Annotated in this window: 19 protein-coding genes; 8 read left to right on the top strand and 11 right to left on the bottom strand. The window is 48.4% G+C overall.

Going from position 1 to position 18,601, the window contains the following annotated elements; genetic code table 11:
- Positions 1-64: 64 nt before the first annotated feature.
- Positions 65-418, bottom strand: coding sequence for a 4Fe-4S binding protein (locus tag FVR03_RS02005; protein WP_147920091.1), 354 nt, complete (start codon positions 416-418; stop codon positions 65-67).
- 112 nt (positions 419-530) lie between these two features.
- Between FVR03_RS02005 and FVR03_RS02000 the strand changes: the two genes are divergently transcribed.
- From FVR03_RS02000 to FVR03_RS01985, 4 genes are all read left to right on the top strand, one after another.
- The gene (locus FVR03_RS02000) at positions 531-1,541 is read left to right on the top strand and encodes an acyl-CoA reductase (protein ID WP_147920090.1); all 1,011 of its coding nucleotides are present in this window, start codon (positions 531-533) and stop codon (positions 1,539-1,541) included.
- Between the two features lie 79 nt (positions 1,542-1,620).
- A complete protein-coding gene (locus tag FVR03_RS01995) occupies positions 1,621-1,920 on the top strand; it encodes a hypothetical protein (protein ID WP_147920089.1) in 300 nt (99 codons plus the stop codon).
- Positions 1,921-2,114: 194 nt separating this feature from the next.
- Positions 2,115-2,630: a hypothetical protein gene (locus tag FVR03_RS01990; protein WP_147920088.1), complete on the top strand. Its 516-nt coding sequence runs from the start codon at positions 2,115-2,117 to the stop codon at positions 2,628-2,630.
- Between the two features lie 108 nt (positions 2,631-2,738).
- The gene (locus tag FVR03_RS01985) at positions 2,739-3,332 is read left to right on the top strand and encodes a hypothetical protein (protein ID WP_147920087.1); all 594 of its coding nucleotides are present in this window, start codon (positions 2,739-2,741) and stop codon (positions 3,330-3,332) included.
- A 39-nt stretch (positions 3,333-3,371) separates the two neighbouring features.
- On the opposite strand, the gene FVR03_RS01980 is transcribed toward FVR03_RS01985, so the two are convergent.
- Both FVR03_RS01980 and FVR03_RS01975 read right to left on the bottom strand, forming a co-directional pair.
- Positions 3,372-3,638: a hypothetical protein gene (locus FVR03_RS01980; protein WP_255474024.1), complete on the bottom strand. Its 267-nt coding sequence runs from the start codon at positions 3,636-3,638 to the stop codon at positions 3,372-3,374.
- A 256-nt stretch (positions 3,639-3,894) separates the two neighbouring features.
- Entirely contained in the window at positions 3,895-4,839 is a 945-nt protein-coding gene (locus FVR03_RS01975) for a hydrogen peroxide-inducible genes activator (RefSeq protein ID WP_147920086.1), read from the bottom strand.
- A 291-nt stretch (positions 4,840-5,130) separates the two neighbouring features.
- On the opposite strand from FVR03_RS01975, the gene FVR03_RS01970 reads away from it, so the two are divergent.
- The 3 genes from FVR03_RS01970 (at position 5,131) to FVR03_RS01960 (ending at position 6,996) form a co-directional block, all read left to right on the top strand.
- Positions 5,131-5,604, top strand: coding sequence for a Dps family protein (locus FVR03_RS01970; protein ID WP_147920085.1), 474 nt, complete (start codon positions 5,131-5,133; stop codon positions 5,602-5,604).
- A 134-nt stretch (positions 5,605-5,738) separates the two neighbouring features.
- The gene (locus FVR03_RS01965; protein WP_147920084.1) at positions 5,739-6,296 is read left to right on the top strand and encodes a peroxiredoxin; all 558 of its coding nucleotides are present in this window, start codon (positions 5,739-5,741) and stop codon (positions 6,294-6,296) included.
- Positions 6,297-6,402: 106 nt separating this feature from the next.
- Positions 6,403-6,996, top strand: coding sequence for a carboxymuconolactone decarboxylase family protein (locus FVR03_RS01960; protein ID WP_147920083.1), 594 nt, complete (start codon positions 6,403-6,405; stop codon positions 6,994-6,996).
- 124 nt (positions 6,997-7,120) lie between these two features.
- Here the strand turns inward: FVR03_RS01960 and FVR03_RS01955 are convergent, their stop codons facing one another.
- The 8 genes from FVR03_RS01955 to FVR03_RS01920 all read right to left on the bottom strand — a co-directional run bounded on the left by FVR03_RS01955 (position 7,121) and on the right by FVR03_RS01920 (position 16,995).
- Positions 7,121-8,371 carry a glutamate-5-semialdehyde dehydrogenase gene (locus tag FVR03_RS01955; protein WP_147920082.1) on the bottom strand — a complete coding sequence of 417 codons (1,251 nt, stop codon included), beginning with the start codon at positions 8,369-8,371 and terminating at the stop codon, positions 7,121-7,123.
- A gap of 144 nt (positions 8,372-8,515) precedes the next feature.
- The gene (proB, locus tag FVR03_RS01950) at positions 8,516-9,604 is read right to left on the bottom strand and encodes a glutamate 5-kinase (RefSeq protein ID WP_147920081.1); all 1,089 of its coding nucleotides are present in this window, start codon (positions 9,602-9,604) and stop codon (positions 8,516-8,518) included.
- A 481-nt stretch (positions 9,605-10,085) separates the two neighbouring features.
- Positions 10,086-10,832 carry a DUF72 domain-containing protein gene (locus FVR03_RS01945; protein WP_147920080.1) on the bottom strand — a complete coding sequence of 249 codons (747 nt, stop codon included), beginning with the start codon at positions 10,830-10,832 and terminating at the stop codon, positions 10,086-10,088.
- A gap of 255 nt (positions 10,833-11,087) precedes the next feature.
- Positions 11,088-12,686, bottom strand: a complete 1,599-nt coding sequence (gene rny, locus FVR03_RS01940; protein ID WP_147920079.1) for a ribonuclease Y — start codon at positions 12,684-12,686, stop codon at positions 11,088-11,090.
- A gap of 179 nt (positions 12,687-12,865) precedes the next feature.
- Positions 12,866-13,150 (bottom strand): cell division protein ZapA, encoded by a 285-nt coding sequence (locus FVR03_RS01935; RefSeq protein ID WP_147920078.1) that lies wholly within the window; start codon positions 13,148-13,150, stop codon positions 12,866-12,868.
- Between the two features lie 103 nt (positions 13,151-13,253).
- Positions 13,254-13,550 carry a hypothetical protein gene (locus tag FVR03_RS01930; RefSeq protein ID WP_147920077.1) on the bottom strand — a complete coding sequence of 99 codons (297 nt, stop codon included), beginning with the start codon at positions 13,548-13,550 and terminating at the stop codon, positions 13,254-13,256.
- Between the two features lie 212 nt (positions 13,551-13,762).
- Positions 13,763-16,171, bottom strand: coding sequence for a phenylalanine--tRNA ligase subunit beta (gene pheT, locus FVR03_RS01925; protein WP_147920076.1), 2,409 nt, complete (start codon positions 16,169-16,171; stop codon positions 13,763-13,765).
- Between the two features lie 200 nt (positions 16,172-16,371).
- Positions 16,372-16,995 carry a DUF1684 domain-containing protein gene (locus FVR03_RS01920; protein ID WP_147920075.1) on the bottom strand — a complete coding sequence of 208 codons (624 nt, stop codon included), beginning with the start codon at positions 16,993-16,995 and terminating at the stop codon, positions 16,372-16,374.
- Between the two features lie 487 nt (positions 16,996-17,482).
- On the opposite strand from FVR03_RS01920, the gene FVR03_RS01915 reads away from it, so the two are divergent.
- Positions 17,483-18,601: pyruvate kinase (locus tag FVR03_RS01915; RefSeq protein WP_255474023.1), on the top strand; the 1,119-nt coding region annotated here is incomplete at its 3' end.

Below are 18,601 nucleotides of genomic sequence, written 5' to 3'. Positions count from 1 at the left end.
CGGCCTCAAACATAAAAAAAGCCCACCCCGAAAGAGGCAGGCTTTGTAGCAAAAGCAGTTCAGATTAGCTGGCCTCCTGGTGCAGCCACTCTTTCTTGCCTAAAAGTTCTTCCTCTGTCTCACGGTAGTCTGGGTCATCGACGCAGCAATCTACCGGACACACAGCAGCGCACTGTGGCTCCTCATGGAAACCCATACACTCTGTACACTTATCTGAAACAATGTAGTAAAATTCGTCTGAAATTGGGGCCTGAGGGGCATCTCCTGCAATAACCTCACCTCCGTCTATTTCCACTTCCGTCAGCGAAGTACCACCGCCCCAGGTCCACTCCATACCGCCTTCGTAAATAGCGGTATTCGGGCATTCTGGTTCGCAGGCACCACAGTTGATGCATTCGTCAGTGATCATTATAGCCATAATCGTATCTCCTGTATATTTTTTATACTTTTGTACTTCTTACTGTTAATTCAACAACAAAATTAACAACATTAAGTATCCTTTCAAATAAAATTTCAAATTACCTATAAGTATGATATTAGAAAACAGGATTGCGGCCTTCATCCAACTAGGAAATAAACTGCGAAACATGCCCCCTGAAGAACGTCAGGCGCTGGCGTTTGCTGCCTCATCTATAAACTCCTGGTTCGATGAAGAAAACGTATCCTGTGCTTTAAACGGGATAACCGCCTTTTTAGATGAGCAATATCTGCGGGAGTGGCTCTACCCCTACAAGCTTAACCACCTGGAACCAAAAAAAGTTGGCGTTGTAATGGCCGGTAATATTCCGATGGTTGGCTTCCACGATTTCCTGTCGGTTTTGATAAGCGGCCACTACCTGTTGGCAAAGCGAAGCTCCGACGATGAGGTGCTGCTAACCCGGCTGGCCCAGATGCTGATCCGGATCGAGCCTGCTTTTGCACCCTATATTCAGTTTGTAGAAAGGTTAAACGACTCAGATGCCATTATTGCCACCGGCTCCGACAACACCTCCCGCTACTTTGAGTATTATTTTGCCAGCCGACCGCACATTATCCGGAAGAACCGCACCAGCATCGGTATATTAACCGGCCACGAAGAGAAAGACGATTTACATGCGCTCGGAGAAGACATTTCGCGTTACTATGGACTGGGCTGCCGCAACGTATCCAAAGTATTTGTGCCCGAAGGCTACACCTTCGACAAGTTTTTCGAGGCAAACACCGACCGTGAAAAGCTGCTGAATCACCACAAATACCAGAACAACTACGACTACAACAAATCAATTCTGCTGGTGAACCGGGTACCCCATTTCGATAACGGTTTTATGCTGGTAAGGGAGAGCGATCAGCTGGTATCTCCTATTTCGGTGCTGTTCTACGAAACCTTTACCTCCCTGGCAGACCTGCGGCAGAAGCTGGCGGCCGTAAAAGACAAAACGCAATGTATTGTGGCAGCCCACGGCTGGCTGGAAGGCAGCATTCCGTTTGGCGAGGCGCAGTGCCCCATGCCCTGGGATTATGCTGATGGCATAGACACGCTGGACTTTCTACAAAAACTGTAAAAGGCTAAATTAGTGCATATTAGTATTATTTATTCACACATATCTGCGTATAATCTTATGTTACTAAACTTAAAATTATATGCAAACACTGGTCAACTTAATACCGCTGGTCGAGAAGGAACAGATACCAACTTACCGTTTCGGCCAGCAGGATGTGCTCACAGACAAGGAAGCCAAAAAAAGAAGAATGTGGGACCTGAACCGTGCCTCTTCGCTAGGGAACGCTTACCATGGCAAAGTGGAGATAACATTTAAAACCGCAGATGGCGAAGTTAAAAGAGTAGACACAACCGTTTGGGCCGTAGACGACAAATTTATCTCTTTTAAAGCAGGCTGTGCCATTCCGACTTCTGCAATTTTAGGTATCGAATTCTTTTAGTCAGGCTGCTGTGTTTTAGTAGCAGGTAGCCAATCTGGGTAATTGGGCAAAAATGCCTGGCAAATGCATTTCTGCTGCTATTGCACTTGCCTGCTGCTTATTAGTTGAAATTAAAACCTATTTAACAAAAAATTAACACCATCTCTTTTTGCTGCCCACCGTTAAAAACTCAACCCAACCCCGAAAACTACTTTATGAAAACCACCATCGCCTGGATTTTAGCTGCCATATTCTTATTTCTGGCACTTTATTTCTATTGGAAAAAAAATGATGCCGAGAGCCGCCTGGCCATTGCAGACAATAAATTAGCCGAGACCCATCAGGAACTTGACCAAACGCAGGAAGCTGCAGACTCGCTGGAGTCACTTTCGCTACCGCCCGATACCATGGGAATAGTGCCTCCCGGCGGCGTAAATTTTGTAGATCAGTTAGGTGCACTCAGCGAAAGTGATGTGAAGCGCCTGAAAGGAAAAGGCCTTCGCGCACCAGAAAGCGACCTGATGAACGACCTGAACCGTAAACAACGGCAGCTCATTCCGGCAGATGGTACTATGGGAGGCACGATGAAAATACGCGACAGCCGGATCTTAAACGACCGTTATGCCCTGGCCTATTACGAAGATGGTCATGATGGCGGCTACATGGTGCTGCGCTACGAGGTAACCGATGGCAACATTAGCTGGCGCGTTGTAGACAACAGCAGGCTGTAAGCTTGTTGATTTTTAAGGTTGCTGAGGCTGGTTCTGGGGTTATTTAAGTTAAAAATAAAACTAAGGCACAGGTTTTGAGTAGATAAAGCAGACACAAAAAAGAATTGTATGCCAGTGCTCCATATCCTGTTACCGCTGCTAATTTCGTTTTTTACGCCTGAACCAGCTACTCTCCTGCTGCAACAAGACATTGCAAAAGATTACCAGCTGCTGCAGGGTGGTCAATACTTTATCAGCGACAACACCTCCAGTTCTCCTTCGCTACGCACCATCGAGAGCGACCTGCAACTGTTCCAGGTAGTAGCCAGCGTAGACCTAGGTTCAGCTCAATACAGCACCAACTCCAGCGGCAGGCACCAAATAAAGAAATGGAATTTTCAGGAAGGAGATTTAAAAGCACTTTACCAGATCGAAAGTACCCTAGCACTCGACACTACTGTTGCCGTACGCTACCTCGATAATAAACCGCCTACACAGCAACACCTGAAAAACACATTCCGCTTCAGAACCTATGTGGTAGCCACAACCTCGGCACCCGACAGGCTCTTGTACATAACAGAAGCAGACCAGGGACTTATTTTGTACCGCATGGACATCCGACAGGTAGAGATGGTGTACAGCAAACAGAAAGAAGGACTAAGTGCTGCCTTACCAGCCTTTATAGCAGAAATAGACCAGTTGGTGACCCAACTACCAGAGTAAATGCCATGGCTTCGTCAGAAAACAAAAAATGGAGAGTACTTACTCTCCATTTTTTGCTTGAATGGCTTTATACCCAACTTGAGTCAGCATTAAGCCCTCCGGCGCCGGGTTTACGAACCCTTCTTTTGCCAGGTGCTGCTCTGCCTCTTTCTGAACGTCTTTGTACCTAGGGTAGTGCTCCTGCAGATACGGATAAAGGTCTGGGTAAGCCAAAACATCACCTGCCTCAACACCCATTGTATTAAAAGCATCCATTATGCAGTTGGCGGTATTCTCTATATTTTCTGCCTCTGATGTAATTCCCATAGCTTTATGTTTAGGTTATAGGTTAGAAGATACGGCAGCTCCAGTGGAATGGTTGATGGTTGGTTGCTAAATGGTATACTTGTTGGTTTGGGAATTTGAAGATTTGAAGATATAGGAATGTAGAGATTTGGAGATGAATGATTGCTACAGTCCTCCTGCGGCGACCCTTAAACCTTTTAGGCTTAAAATTCTTTTGAAGGCCAAAATCATTAGAATAATTTAAAATTCACTCACCCACTCATTCAACATTCGAACATTATTTTACCCCTACCACCTGCTGCTTTTTACGGTTGCGGATCTCTGGCGGTACTGCCGCCATAATTTCTGCTTTCAGCGCCTCCACCAACCGCTTCTTCAGGAAACTGCGGTGCACCACCAGGCTCACCTCCCGTAGCGGCTGCGGCTCCTGGAACAGCCGAACCAACTTCCGCTTCTCCTCCGGCATATCCAGCACCGATAGCTCCGGCAAAAGTGTGAGTCCGTGCTGCGACTCCACAATGCGTTTCAGCGTTTCGAGGGAGCCGCTTTTATAGTCTAAGTGGCCGGCGTTGGAGCCAATGGCTTTGCCGCCTCGGTTACAAATGTTGAGCACCTGGCTCCGGAAACAGTGGCCTTCGTTCAGCACCCACAAATCCTCCAGGTCCAGCTCCGCCGGGTCTATGGTTTGCTGATCTGCAAACAAGTGTTTTTTGTTTACATAGGCCACAAAAGCCTCGTAAAAGAGCGGCAGTTCCCGTATAGTTTTGTCTTCGAGAGGCGTTACCAGCAGCCCTACATCCAGGTGCTCGTGGTTCAGCTTCTCAATAATTTCGTTCGTAAGCAGCTCCTGCACCACCATCTGCACCTGCGGGTATTTCTCCATAAAGTTCGTGATGAACAGCGGGATCAGGTAAGGCGCCAGCGTCGGGATTACGCCTACACGCAGCACACCGCTTAGCTCCTGTTTCTGGTTCTGCACAATCTCCTGAATCTTTTTAGACTCAGCCACCACCACGCGCGCCTGCGCAATTATCTCTTTACCTATTTCGGTTGGCCGCACCGGCACCCGGCTCCTGTCGAAGAGCAACACCCCCAGCTCCTCTTCCAGCTTCTGGAGCTGCATGCTCAGCGTAGGCTGCGTTACAAAGCAGTTTTCGGCAGCTGTAGAAAAGTGCCGGAAAGTATCAACAGCCAGTAAGTATTCGAGTTGTACAATGGTCATGTGCTGTTTCTGTTTTTGGGTTGTAGGTGAATAACCAATTATTGTAATGAAAATGGCCTTCCAAAGCCTTTTCCATGATTTTGCCTCCAGGGTTCCAAGTGAGGCAGAAGTATCAAAATAAAAAACAAAGTCGTTTAGCGACTCCTTTTGGTTACAAAGGTCTTTAGCAGCACCTAAAGATACATTATAAATTTAAACTATAACAACATAAAAACAATCAATTTGACTGATCATGATATTACCACGACATTTGTATCAACAACAAACCCTAACATCCACCTAAAATAAATTATGAACAAACTCAATCAGATAGGTTTACAGAAAGAAGACAGCAAGCAGATAGCTGAGCAGCTAAATGTACTTTTGGCAAATTACCACCTGTATTACCAGAACCTGCGCGGCTTTCATTGGAACATTAAAGGAGTTTATTTCTTTCAGCTGCACGATAAGTTCGAGGAGCTTTACAACAACGCCTTAACCAAGATAGATGCTATCGCTGAACGAATTCTAACCATTGGCCAGCAGCCACTGCATACGTTGTCGGACTACATCCGCATTTCGAGTATTCAGGAAACCAGCCATATCAGCGATGGTATGGCCGCTGTAACAGCCACCCACGAAAACCTAACGGTGCTTTTAGGCCTGGAGCGCGAAGTCCTCAGTCTGGCCGCTGAAACCGGCGATGAAGGTACTGTAAGCCTGATCAGCGAAGACATTAACGAAAACGAGAAAACACTCTGGATGCTGAAGGCTTTCCTGAGCTAAGGCTTCAAATTATGAATTTTGAATGAGTAACTGAGTGAATTATCTACTAGGAAAGATATTCCGCGATTAACCATTCAACAATTAAGCAATCAAACCATTTAACAATAAACAACTAACAATCAACAATATAAAACATGTCTCAAAACAGAATATTATCCGTAGGAGCCACTTTCCCAACTTTCAAGAAACAAGCCGTTGTATCGATCGAAAAAGGCAAGGAGTTTGCCGACATCACGAACGAAGACCACATTAAGCGTGAGCAGTGGATGGTGATGTTCTGGTGGCCAAAAGACTTTACGTTTGTATGCCCTACCGAAATAGCTGAGTTCAATAAAAACTACGACGAGTTCCGCGATAGAGATGCCGTTTTGGTGGGAGCCTCTACCGACTCTGAGTTTGTGCACGCTGCCTGGCGCCGCGACCACGAAGACCTACGTGGCCTCCGCTTCCCGATGCTGGCCGATACTTCTAAATCGTTGGCCGAAGAACTGGGTATTTTAGAAGCCGAAGAAAAAGTAGCATACCGTGTAACCTACATTGTAGACCCACAAGGAATCATCCGTTGGGTTAGTGTTAACGACCTGAACGTAGGCCGCAACGTGGCCGAAGTACTTCGTGTACTCGATGCGCTTCAGACCGATGAGCTTTGCCCTTGCAACTGGCAAAAAGGCGAAGAAACGTTGGTAGGTTAACACCCCACTTTCTATATATACAGTACCTTAGGCAGTTTTGGGAGCAGCCATTTTAATACAGCTGCTCCTGCTGTCTGAGTTTTTTCCACCAAAAAACTGAAATCACATGTCCGTGTTAACTGTAACAGAGGAAACTAAAATAGATTTATTGAAAGATTTGGGTCTCGATGAAAATTATGCGTCTCAGAGCCTGAACAAACTGACCAACGCCGAGTCGAGGTACCTGCGCGACCTGCGCGTGAACCTGAAAACTGCCCTTGCCGGCGAAACGCTTTCTAAAAAAGAAGCTTATTTACTGGCCTTAGCAGCAGCTGCCAACGAAGAAAACGACACCTTAGTCGCCTCTTTTGAAGCAAAAGCTTTGGAAAACGAAGCGACACAGGCCGAGACAGCAGAGGCTATTGCCTGCGCCTCCTTGCTGGCAACAAACAACATCCTGTACCGTTTCCGCCACTTCGCGCATAAAGACGTGTACGAGCAACTGCCTGCCCGCGTGAAGATGAATATTATGAGGAATCCTGTGCTGGGCAAAGAGTTCTTTGAACTGGTAAGCCTGGCCATTTCGGCCATCAACGGCTGTGAGCGCTGCGTTGCTGCTCACGAAGCCTCAGTACTTAAACTCGGAGCCACCGAAGCCCGCATCTTCGATGCGATTCGTGTAGCGGCCGTAGTAACAGGCTTAAGTAAAGTAGTAAACTAAAGTAGATATATGATGATTGGGAAAAGGCCAGCAGTTTCTGCTGGCCTTTTTTATTTTAAGGTTCCGCTTCAGACCTCGCAGCGTCTTCAAGACCTGCGAGGTCAAGCATGAGAGGTTATTCAGTCTAAGCAGGCCTAGTCTGCCCGGTTCCGCGCACTACCCATTTATAGCTTGTCAGCTCCTCCAGCCCCATAGGGCCGCGGGCGTGCAGCTTCTGGGTACTGATACCGATTTCAGCGCCGAGGCCAAATTGAGCGCCGTCGGTAAAGGCAGTAGAGGCGTTGGCATACACGGCAGCCGCATCTACGGTGTTCAGAAACTGCTCTATGTGTTCGGCACTTTCTGAGATAATGGCTTCGGAGTGGCGGGAGCTGTAGGTGGCAATATGCTCCAGCGCCTGCTCCAGGTTCTGCACTGTTTTAATGGATAGGCGCATGGCCAGAAACTCCGTACCGAAATGTTCGGCAGCAGCAGATTGCAACAGCTGCTGTGGGTAATGTCCTTTAAGGGCGGCAAAGGCTGCTTCATCCGCAAAAACCTCTACGCCTGCAGCTGCCAAAGGCGCTGCGAGTTCCGGCAAGTCCTGCAGGCGGTCCTGGTGCAGCACCAGGCAGTCGAGGGCGTTGCAGACACTTACGCGGCGGGTTTTGGCGTTGCTTACAATGGCTTTGCCTTTCTCCAGGTCAGCGGTTTCGTCGAAGTAGGTGTGTACAATACCTGCCCCTGTTTCTATTACAGGCACCTTCGCGTTTTGGCGCACATATTCAATCAACGCCTGGCTTCCACGTGGAATCAGCACATCTACAAACCCAACCGCTTGCAGCAGCGCTTCTGTGGCAGCTCTGTCTGGTGGTAAAAGCGTGGCTACATTCGGATCTACTTCATGCTCTTGCAGCACCTCCTGAATGATGGAGATAATAGCCTGGTTCGAGAAAGACGCATCGCTGCCGCCCTTCAGAATGCAGGCGTTCCCGGTTTTGAGGCAAAGCGAAAACACGTCGAAGGTTACATTCGGCCGGGCTTCGTAAATAACACCAATCACTCCCAGCGGCACCCGAAGCTTAGAAATCTGCAGACCGTTTGGCAGCTCTTTCTGCAGCAATACCTCCCCCAGTGGCGAAGTCAGCTTAGCTACGTTCAGCATGTCGTTAGCGATATCCTGTATCCGCTTCTCTGTCAGCTTCAGGCGGTCGTATTTCGGATCGTCATGGCTCATGCGAGCCAGGTCTTTCTCGTTTTCCGAAATCAACATAGGCGTTTTTGCCACAGCTGCTTCGGCTACTGCTCTTAAAATGGCGTTTACCTCTTCGGCCTGCAACGACACGAGCTGTCTGCTGGCTTTCCGGGTCTGCTCAAATAGGTATGTTATATCCATGGGTAGGACTGCGTCAAATTAGAAATTAGAAATTCAAAATTAGAAATGTTGAAAAATAAGCTTAAAGGCTATTATAAAAACATTTCTAATAATTTTTCATGAAGAAGTTGCTGATCCCTTAGCACATCTTTCCAAGTATGTTTCTTAATTGATGTCCGGGTTTAAATACAGGTAATCGTAATGCACCAGTTCTTTCTGGTTCTTCTGCCCCACCAGTTCCTGAGCTTTGTCGGAACTGTATTCGGCTATGCCAAGGCCGATGTGCTTTTCAGACTCGCTGATGATCTTGATAATATCGCCCTTCTGAAAAGTGCCGGAAATAGCGGTAACACCAACAGGCAGCAAGCTCGTAGCTTTAGCTGAAGTTAGTGCTGCACAGGCTCCTTCGTTTACCTGCACCACGCCGTTGGCGTAGCTGCCGGAATGAGCCAGCCATTTCTTTTTTCCGGAAGCTGTTTTTTTCGGAATGAACCGGGTGTTTACCACATCTTCCTCTAGCACCCGCTGCAGAATGTTGGTTGTTTTGCCATTGGCAATGTGCACGGCTATGCCCAGCTGCGCCACCTTGTGCGCCATATGGCACTTGGTAATCATGCCGCCACGCCCAAATTGCGATTTTTGAGTCGTTACAAAAGCGGAGAAGCCGGTGGTGGTATGGCCAATTTCCTGGATTACTTCGGAATTGCTGTCTTTGGGGTCGCCATTGAAAATGCCATCTACGTTCGAGAGAATAATCAGCGCATCCGCATTGAGCATGGAGGCGATCAGACCAGCCAGTTCATCGTTGTCGGTGAACATTAGCTCTGTCACCGAGATTACGTCGTTCTCGTTCACCACCGGAATAATGTTGTGCTGCAGCTGCATCTGGAAACAGTTTTTCATGTTCAGGTAATGCAGCCGGTCCCGGAAATCCTCTTTGGTCACTAGCACCTGCGCGCAAATCAGGTCGTGCCTGCCGAAGAGTTGGGAGTAGGTGTTGATGAGCTTTACCTGCCCCACGGCCGCCAGCAGCTGCCGGCTCCCCACAGCATCTGTTTTCTCCGAAATTTTCACCAGGCTCCTGCCAGAGGCCACTGCCCCCGACGAAACTAAAATTACTTCCTTGCCTTGTTTCTTAATCTCCGTTATCTGATCGACCAGGTGCTCCATGCGTGCCACATCGGGCATGCCATCTGCCTGCGTGAGCACGTTCGAGCCAATTTTTATAACGATCCTGTTGTATGCTAATGCCATTGCTGTGTTTGCTGCTTACCTCCTGAGCCACTGCTCTCTGGAGTAAGACCCAAAAGTATAAAATTAAAATTTATCTATGTAAAAAAGGACCCAACTATCAGAGTATATTACCCTGGACGCTTTTTTTGCGCAAACCCTTTGAAAGGGCATTTTCATTTGAATAATTGCTGGTTGGTTAAATGGTTAGATTGTTTGAAAGTTTGATGATGTCTAGACTTCTGGAGAAGAAGGTGAATATTTATCCAAAGACTGACTATAAAAACTATAAGCTCTTACATCAAGAAACGACCCTTGACTGAAAAATGGCAAAAAGCCCTTTGGAGGGTATTTTCATTTGAATAATTTAACAATCAATCTATAACGCGAGCGTCCTGCCTCATGATTTTATTTTGAGGCCTCTGGCCAAATTATAGCTCAAAGCGGCCAGAGGCCACGGAATAGCAGTCAGGAGCGAGGACGCTCGCGTTATAGTTTTGATAGTCTACAAATCCAGAACGAGGTCTCGTAATTTATCAGCGTCTGTTACAGCGTTTCCGGTAATGGTGTTGTTGAAAAATACCCACACTTCTTTGCCATCCTCCAGCCAGTCCTTCACCATATAAGCGTAACGTTCCAGTTTCTCGTCGGAGTAAGCGGAGGCGTAGAGCTTTTCGTCGCCGTGCAGGCGCAGGTAAGCCGTTTCTGTTGTCGTGATCTCCGTACCCGGAAACCGTTTGCCGGCACTGGCTATAACCGTGGTGATGTTATACTCGCGCAGCAGCTCCACCGACTCTTCGGTAAACCAAGACACATGCCGCGCCTCCAGCGCAAAGGTTTGGGTAGGGTAAAGCTCCCGCAGCGTTCGGTAAAAGGTTTCTGCCACCAGCCTGTCGTAGCGAAAGCTGCCCGCAATCTGTACCAGCACCGGCCCGAGCCGCTCCCCCATGGCCTGGTACCGTGCCATGAACTTCTGAAGCGGCTCCTCTACTTCCTGAAATTTTCTTTTGTGCGTTATCTCCTGGTTCAGCTTTGGCGCAAACTTAAAGTTCGCCGGCGTTTCCGATAGCCACTTCTCAATGGTTCTGGCCATGGTGAAGTGGTAGAAACTGCTGTTGATTTCTGTGGCATTAAAACGCGTGGCATAATGCCGCAGGTACTCTGCCGACTTCAGCTCCGGCGGGTACAGCACTTCCTGCCAGCGGTAACTCCAGCCGGAGGTGCCAATATGTAAGTTAGGTATGTCTGTCATAGTTCAAGCATATACTTTGTAGCCAGCTTCAGGTTGTTTTACTCCTGTTCTTTTCACGCTCGCGTGAGCTTGTAGCTCGTGTGTTCTAATTTCCTCTCTTGCTAATGCAGTACGAGCTGAAAGCTCGCGGCAGTGACTAAAAAAGACACTCGCAGGAGCTGCGCACGCTGCGAGGTCATACACGCAGTACCTGTAAAACAAAAGCGCCTGCTACAATGCTGCAGCAGGCGCTTTAACCTTAATTAAACCAATTACTTATTTTGCATAACTGATTGCCCGCATCTCTCTGATTACTGTAATCTTTATCTGACCCGGGTACTGCATTTCTTTCTCTATTTTCTGCGAGATGTCATACGAAATCTGTGCTGCCTTCTCATCCGATACATTGTCAGAATCAACCATCACGCGTAGCTCACGGCCGGCTTGGATGGCGTAGCACTGGTTCACACCATCAAAAGACACAGCGGCTTCCTCCAACTCTTTCAGACGCTTGATGTACGATTCCATGATCTCACGACGGGCACCTGGTCTGGAGCCTGAAATAGCATCGCAGGCCTGTACCAGTGGCGACACCATGGCCGTCATTTCTACTTCATCGTGGTGAGCACCTATGGCATTGCAAACATCAGGATGTTCTTTGTATTTCTTCGCCAGCTCCATACCGATGATAGCGTGTGGCAACTCCGGCTCATCTGGGGTTACCTTGCCAATATCGTGTAGCAGACCGGCGCGTTTGGCGTGTTTCACGTTCAGGCCAAGTTCTGCGGCCATAGTAGCGCAAAGGTTTGCCACCTCACGCGAGTGCTGCAGCAGGTTCTGACCGTAAGACGAACGGAAGCGCATACGGCCCACCATCTTAATCAGCTCAGGATGAAGCCCATGAATACCCAGATCGATGGCAGTACGCTCACCAATCTCGATAATCTCTTCGTCGATGTTCTTGCGGGTTTTGGTTACCACCTCCTCTATACGGGCCGGGTGTATACGTCCGTCGGCTACTAAACGGTGCAGCGACAAGCGGGCCACCTCACGGCGAACCGGGTCGAAACCGGAAATGATAATGGCTTCAGGGGTATCGTCTACAATGATCTCTACACCAGTGGCAGCTTCGAGGGCGCGGATGTTACGGCCTTCACGACCAATAATCTTGCCTTTGATGTCGTCGCTCTCGATGTTGAACACCGACACGCAGTTTTCGATGGCATGTTCCGCAGCAGTACGCTGAATGGTTTCGATAACGATTTTCTTGGCTTCTTTTGTAGCGGTGAGTTTGGCCTGGGCTACAATGTCTTTCACGTAAGAAGAGGCTTTGGTCTGGGCTTCGCTTTTCAGGGCTTCTACCAGCTGCTCACGTGCCTCAGAGGCAGTAAGACCAGCAATACGCTCCAGTTGGCCTACAATCTCTTCGTGCTGCTGCTCTACTTCTTCTTTGCGCTTACGAAGCTGCTCCAGCTGTGCCTGAAGGGTTTCTTTGTCTTTTTCCTGCTGTGCTGCCAGTCCCTCTTTCTCTTTGTCGAGTTCGGTTTCGCGGCGTTTAATCTGCTCCAGCTGCTTGGTTACAAGCTGCTCACGTTGCTTTACCTTGTTCTCGTTCTGGATAATGATGTTTTTCTTCTTGTTCGATTCTTCCTCGAACTCAGACTTCAGGCGCAGGAATTTCTCTTTAGCCTCCAGAATACGGTCTTTCTTAACACTTTCGGCATTAATTTCTGCCTCGCGAACAATGTTCTGAGCCTTCAAGCGGGCAGCTTCTTCCTGGTCTTTATAGACTTTCTGAAGCAGGTTTCTGCCTATGTAGATGCCCACCGGGAGCGCTACAAGGGCTGTTAGTAAAATGTAAATAATATCGGGCATATCTATAAGCTTTTATGGTGATAAAAACATATAGCAGTACCTGCCACAGGACATCGTTACAGCCCTTTATCTAGTTTTGCCCCTAAAAATCTGCCTGCTTTTATAAAAAGTATCTCCACCTTTTAGTAAATGGGTGGCTCAAGCACAAAATTTAAATGCGTAAAAGGGTAAGAACTGTATTATTTAGCTGATGATAAAAGATCATCCAGAGTATTTAATTTTTGGCCCACTTCGGAGAGATGACTGTCTTTCTCCTCTTCCAGCTTCAGCTTGTCTACCATGGTTTCGAAAGCCACCATGGCCAGCAAGTCCTGCTTGTCTTGTATGCCAAATTGTTCTTTAAAAAAGCGTAAGCGCTCGTTTAAAAGCTTACCAACCACCCGAAGCCTTTCCTCTTCTTCTTCTTTTACCCGCATCGGATACTCGCGTTCAGCGATGCGAATCTTAATTGCTAATTCTGCCATCCGGTGCGTTTTATGTTAATGGTTCTGGTTTATTAAGTTTGCCTGTTGTTCGTAGAGTTGCTTGCACTAATTAGGGTTATTTTGCTCCTGCACGTTCACTGGGCTAATCCTGTAAGTAAGCGATACACTTATCTATTTCTCTGATATACTCGTTTAACTTCAGCTTTAACTCTGTCGTGTTTGCAGTGTTACCTGCCATTGTTTCTACAATTTTAACAATATTCTCCTGATTTTTAAAATTTTTTATTTCCTGATCCCTTTCTTCCACCAATGCTTCCAGGAACTTCACCTCTTCCTGCGCCTTAGCCAGGCGCTGCTGCGCATCCGCATGCTTTGCTAAAAGCTTGCGTAATTTGTCTTCAATAGACTGGAGTTGTTGCAGTTGTTTATCCTTTGCCATAGCTCAAAAGGTAATGTTATTTCTCTTAATTCTTGCAATAGTTTTGTCTGCTGCAGGTAGAACGGCTTTTGCTGCGTATATTTTTAATTTGCTGGTGCCAACTTGGAGCTTGCACTACAGTTATTTAAATCTTTTTAGCACACAAAAGTATTTCTAAGCAAAAGTAGCGGTACGAGCTGCAAGCTCGCACCAGCTCGTACTTCTGTAACTTCTTATTTTCTGATAAATGCTCCCAGCTGTTTCTCCAGTTGCTGCATCAGGCGGTTCATGGTGCTGTCTATTACTTTGTCGGTGAGCGTTTGCTGCTTGTCGAGGAGGGTGAAGCTGATGGCGTAGGCTTTTTTGCCTGCCTCAATTTTGTCTCCCTCGTACACGTCGAACACGTTTACGTCCTGAAGCAGCTTTCGCTCAGTACGCAAGGCAATCTGCTTCACCTGGTCAAAGGTTACCTGCTTGTCGAGCACCAGCGACAGGTCGCGGCGCACTTCCGGGAACTTCGGCAGCTCTTCGGCTACCAGGTTGCTGCGGTACTTCTTCAGGAGGTAATCCCAGTTCAGCTCTGCATACCACACCTGCTCTTTTACTTCTACCTGCTTCGTTACGCTGGTTTCCAATAGTCCGATCTGGGCTATAACCGTGTCGTTTTTGGTGTAGGCAATGCCCTGGCGCATAAGCCTGTTCTCCGGCAGCGGCTGTACTGTAAAGTTACCTGCATTCAACTTGGTGAGCACGTTCTGCACCAGCCCCGCCAGGTCGTGGAACGCTACTTTCGCAGTTGGTTGCTTCCAGCTTTCGGCGCTGCTGTTGCCGGTCATGAACAGAACCAGTTTGGTGCTCTCCTTGTGCTTGCCCTCTGCCAGCTCGTAGGTTTTACCAAGCTCAAACATTTTCAGGTCTTTCTGGCGGCGGTTGATGTTGCGGCGCAGCACCTCCAGGCCAGAGTACACCAGCGTCTGGCGCAGCGCATCCAGGTCCTCACTGTTGTAGTTCAGCACCAGCACCAGGCTCTCCTGCTCCGCCTCGTTGTAGTAGCGGGAGTTCGTAATGGAGTTAGTAATGATCTCACGGAAACCATTATCGGCAATGTAATTCAGAATAGTCTGTGTGATCTCTTCTGGGTTAGGCTTCGGGAAACTGGCCAGGAAAGAAGCTGACATATGTTCGCTTACCTCGATGTTATTGAAACCGTAGATGCGCAGCACTTCCTCCACCACATCGGCCTCCCGTTTCACGTCCACCTTAAACGGCGGCACCGACAGCTCCAGGTGTGTTTCGGTTTCGGCTGTAACTTCTATTCCTAAATCCGTGATGATCTCCCTGATTCGCTCCGCGCCTATTTCTTTACCAATTAAACGATGCGTGCGGTCTATGCTCAGGCTGAGATTAGTGTTGTCGATCGGGTTCGGGTACACGTCTACTATCTCTGATGCCACCTCTCCTCCTGCTACTTCCTGCACCAGCAGGGCCGCCCGCTTCAGGGCGTAGAGCACCATGTTCGGATCAGTGCCACGCTCGAACCGGAAAGAAGCATCCGTTTTCAGGCTGTGGGTCTGGCCGGTGCGACGCACAGTGTCTGGCGAGAAGTAGGCACTTTCAATGAAGATGGAGGTTGTTTCTTCTGATACACCTGATTCTTTTCCACCGAACACACCACCAATAGCCATTGGCTCCGCTGCGTTGCAGATCATCAGGTCTGCAGCTTTCAGCTTTCGTTCCACGCCGTCCAGCGTCACAAAGGTGCTGCCTTCTGCCAGGTTCTTTACCACAATCTTATCACCCGTAATTTTGTCGGCATCGAAGGCGTGCAGTGGCTGACCCAGCTCATGCAGTACAAAGTTAGTTACGTCCACCACGTTGTTTATCGGCGATAAGCCAATGGCGCGCAGCCGCTTCTGCAGCCACTCCGGCGATGGACCTACTTTCAGGCCGCTTACTGTTACCCCGGCATACCGCGGACAGGCTTCTACGTTCTCAACTTCCACGGCAATAGAACGTGAAGTATTGGCAACAGCAAAAGCACTAACATCAGGCAATTGGGCCGGCACTTTTAGCAGCGCCTGCAGGTCGCGGGCCACACCGTAATGCGAGGCAGCATCAGCACGGTTTGGCGTTAAGCCAATTTCAAACACTTCATCAGAACTCAACCCGAAGTACCCGGCGGCCGGTGTGCCGTTTGGCAAATCGGTATCGAGCACCATAATACCGGCATGTGAAGTCCCCAGCCCGATTTCGTCTTCGGCACAGATCATGCCTTCTGAAGCTGCTCCCCGTATCTTCGATTTCTTTATTTTAAATGGCTCCCCACCAGAAGGGTAAAGCATGCTGTTTACGGTAGCCACCACTACTTTCTGACCAGCTGCCACGTTAGGCGCGCCGCACACAATATTGGCAGGAGCTTCTGCGCCAATATCTACGGTGGTAATGCTCAGGCGGTCGGCATCGGGGTGGCGCTCGCAGGTGAGCACTTCTCCTATCACAATGCCTGCCAGCCCGCCCTGTACTGCCTCAAACGTATGAATGCTTTCCACTTCCAGCCCTGCGCCTGTAAGTAGTTCACCCACTTCGGCTGCCGGTTTATTTATTTGTATAAGTTGTTTTAGCCAGTCTAATGAAATCAGCATGTTGTTCTCTATTGATGTTGGATGCGCAGCCTCAGCAGCCACTGTTTTTCAAAATTAACACTTTTTTAGATGCTAGATTCTAGATGTTAGATTATAGATTTTTCCGGACACTAAGTTTTGATCAGTAGAAGAACCAAAGAGACTCCATAATCAATAGGTATATTTCTCTTGTCTATCATCTAAAATCTTGCTTCTAACATCTATTTATGCTCATACGCCTTCTCCCCAGCCGGAATGGCTATGGGGAGGTGATTGTCGCTTGGAGGCACGGGGCATACGTATTCGGGGTTGTAGGCGCAGAAGGGGCTGTAGGCGCGGTTAAAGTCGAGCATCACGGTTTTGGCGTCTTCCTTAAAAGGTATATCCAGGTAGCGGCCGCCGCCGTAAGTGTCGAAGCCGTTGGTTTTGTCGGTGAAGGGAACGAAGAACGTTTCTTCGGCATCTCCTTTTGCTACTTTCTTATAGAGCGTGAGCTGCTGTGGCTGTCCTTCCAGCTCAAACCGGGCGATGGCGTAACGCAGGTAAGCCTCGGTGTTGCCGTTGGTCAGGGGCATGTGCAGGGTATCTTTCTTTTCGAGCTGCTCCACATCGGCTTTTACGCGGTAGTCGGTGTTGGGCTCGTAATACACCAGGTTCCGGAACTTCTGGCGGTCTTCGCTTTCGAAGGGGCTGTTGTCGCGGCTCCTGAAGGTCAGGTCCTTGTCTTCGCGCTCCTTCAGCAGGGGCTTTAGGTAATTATCTTCGTTGAAGAACGATTCTTTTACAAAGTAAAACAGCACCAGTAAGATGCCTGCCAGTATTACCAGCCTGAATGGTCGTTGCATGCCTTGAAATTGTTACAATCGCAAAGTTCGGAAATTTTTGGCGAGTGTGAATGCTTTGGCAATGAAAACACAAACTTCCGGGTGAGTTTTGATAGGTCAGGGACAGCACTCTCTGGTAAGGGTAATTCTATTCTATCATCCACATATCTTCTCAGTCATACTTTCTACTATTCTTAAATCTCTAAATCTTCAACTATAATATTTGGTACATCAGCTTATTAAATTAATTATTCTAATAGAAACAGCCTTCCAAAGCATTATTGGGCTATTTAGTGTCAAGGGTAAGCGGTAATGTGGGGAGGAGGCACATGAGGTTGGTTCTATAAATACTGACAAAAGCGCTGCCAGCTGAGACATTATAAAATAAAAGACAGGGTTGATTGGTTTTGCAGACTATACGTAAAATCACGTATGCATCTTCAGCCTATTTTTTTAAAGTCGGCTGCTGTCTGCATTACTTTTTATCCAGAAACTCAACCTGAGTTCCATGCACCCAGATAAGGAAAAATTTTTAGACATGTTGCACCAGCTCGAGGCGCTGCAGACAGATGCGATGCAACTGGAGCATAAGTTTACTTCTACCACCGAGCAAACACATGAGGCTTTCCGGAAGAGTGCGCGTAACCTGCTGCACTACCTGGCCCTGCGCCAGCACGATATCCGGGAGTTGCAGGAAAACCTGGCTGAAATCGGGCTTTCGTCGCTGGGGCGAGCCGAGGGGCATGTGCTGGCCAGTCTGCAGGCAGTACACAACCAGCTCTCTTACCTGCTGGATCGTGAAAAAACGGAATGGCACACTCCGGTAGCTTTTCAGGAAAACCGGGTGCTCTCGGAGCAGCACACACACAACCTGCTTGGCCCAAAACCTGCGCAGCGGCATACCCGCATTATGGTGACGTTCTCAAGCGAGTTTGCTGAAAATGACCAGTTGGTAAGCCGGCTCCTGAAAGCCGGCATGAATTGCGCCCGCATTAACTGTGCCCACGACGATGCCTCAACTTGGGCCAGCATGATTGCCAACATCCGGAAAGCAGAAAAAGAGCAAGGCACCTCTTGCAAAATACTGATGGACCTGATGGGTCCTAAGCTGCGCACCGGCCCGCTGCAGCCTGGGCCTAAGCTGGTTGTTATACAGCCTGTACAGGACCTGCAGGGCAAGATCAGTTCGCCTGCCACCGTATGGCTGGCACCAGCCGATGCACCGCCTCCGCCTACTGCAGATGCCAAACTGACCGTAGCTATGGCATGGCTGGAGCAACTGCAGGAAGGCGACGAGATCAGGTTCAAAGACACCCGAAGTCGTAAACGCACCCTCACGGTTACCAAAAAAGAGAAAAACGGTGTGCTGGCGCATCTTTTTAAAACCTCTTATGTAGCTGCAGGCACTAAACTCAGTTTAAATAACGAGGCCGTAACAGAAAAGGAAACTACCGTAGGAGACCTACCGGTTATTGAGTTGCCCATTGTATTATTGAAAGATGATTTTCTGGAACTTACGAAAGACCAGCTCCCGGGCGAACCGGCGCAGTTCGATGCCAGCGGGCGAGTTGTAAAACCGGCCCATATACCCTGTACCTTGCCCGAGGTATTTACACAAGCGAAGCCA

This window comes from Pontibacter qinzhouensis (assembly GCF_008017455.1).
Taxonomy (GTDB): domain Bacteria; phylum Bacteroidota; class Bacteroidia; order Cytophagales; family Hymenobacteraceae; genus Pontibacter; species Pontibacter qinzhouensis.
The sequence above is the reverse complement of the archived record's forward strand: the minus strand, read 5'-3'. Positions and strand labels throughout refer to the sequence as shown.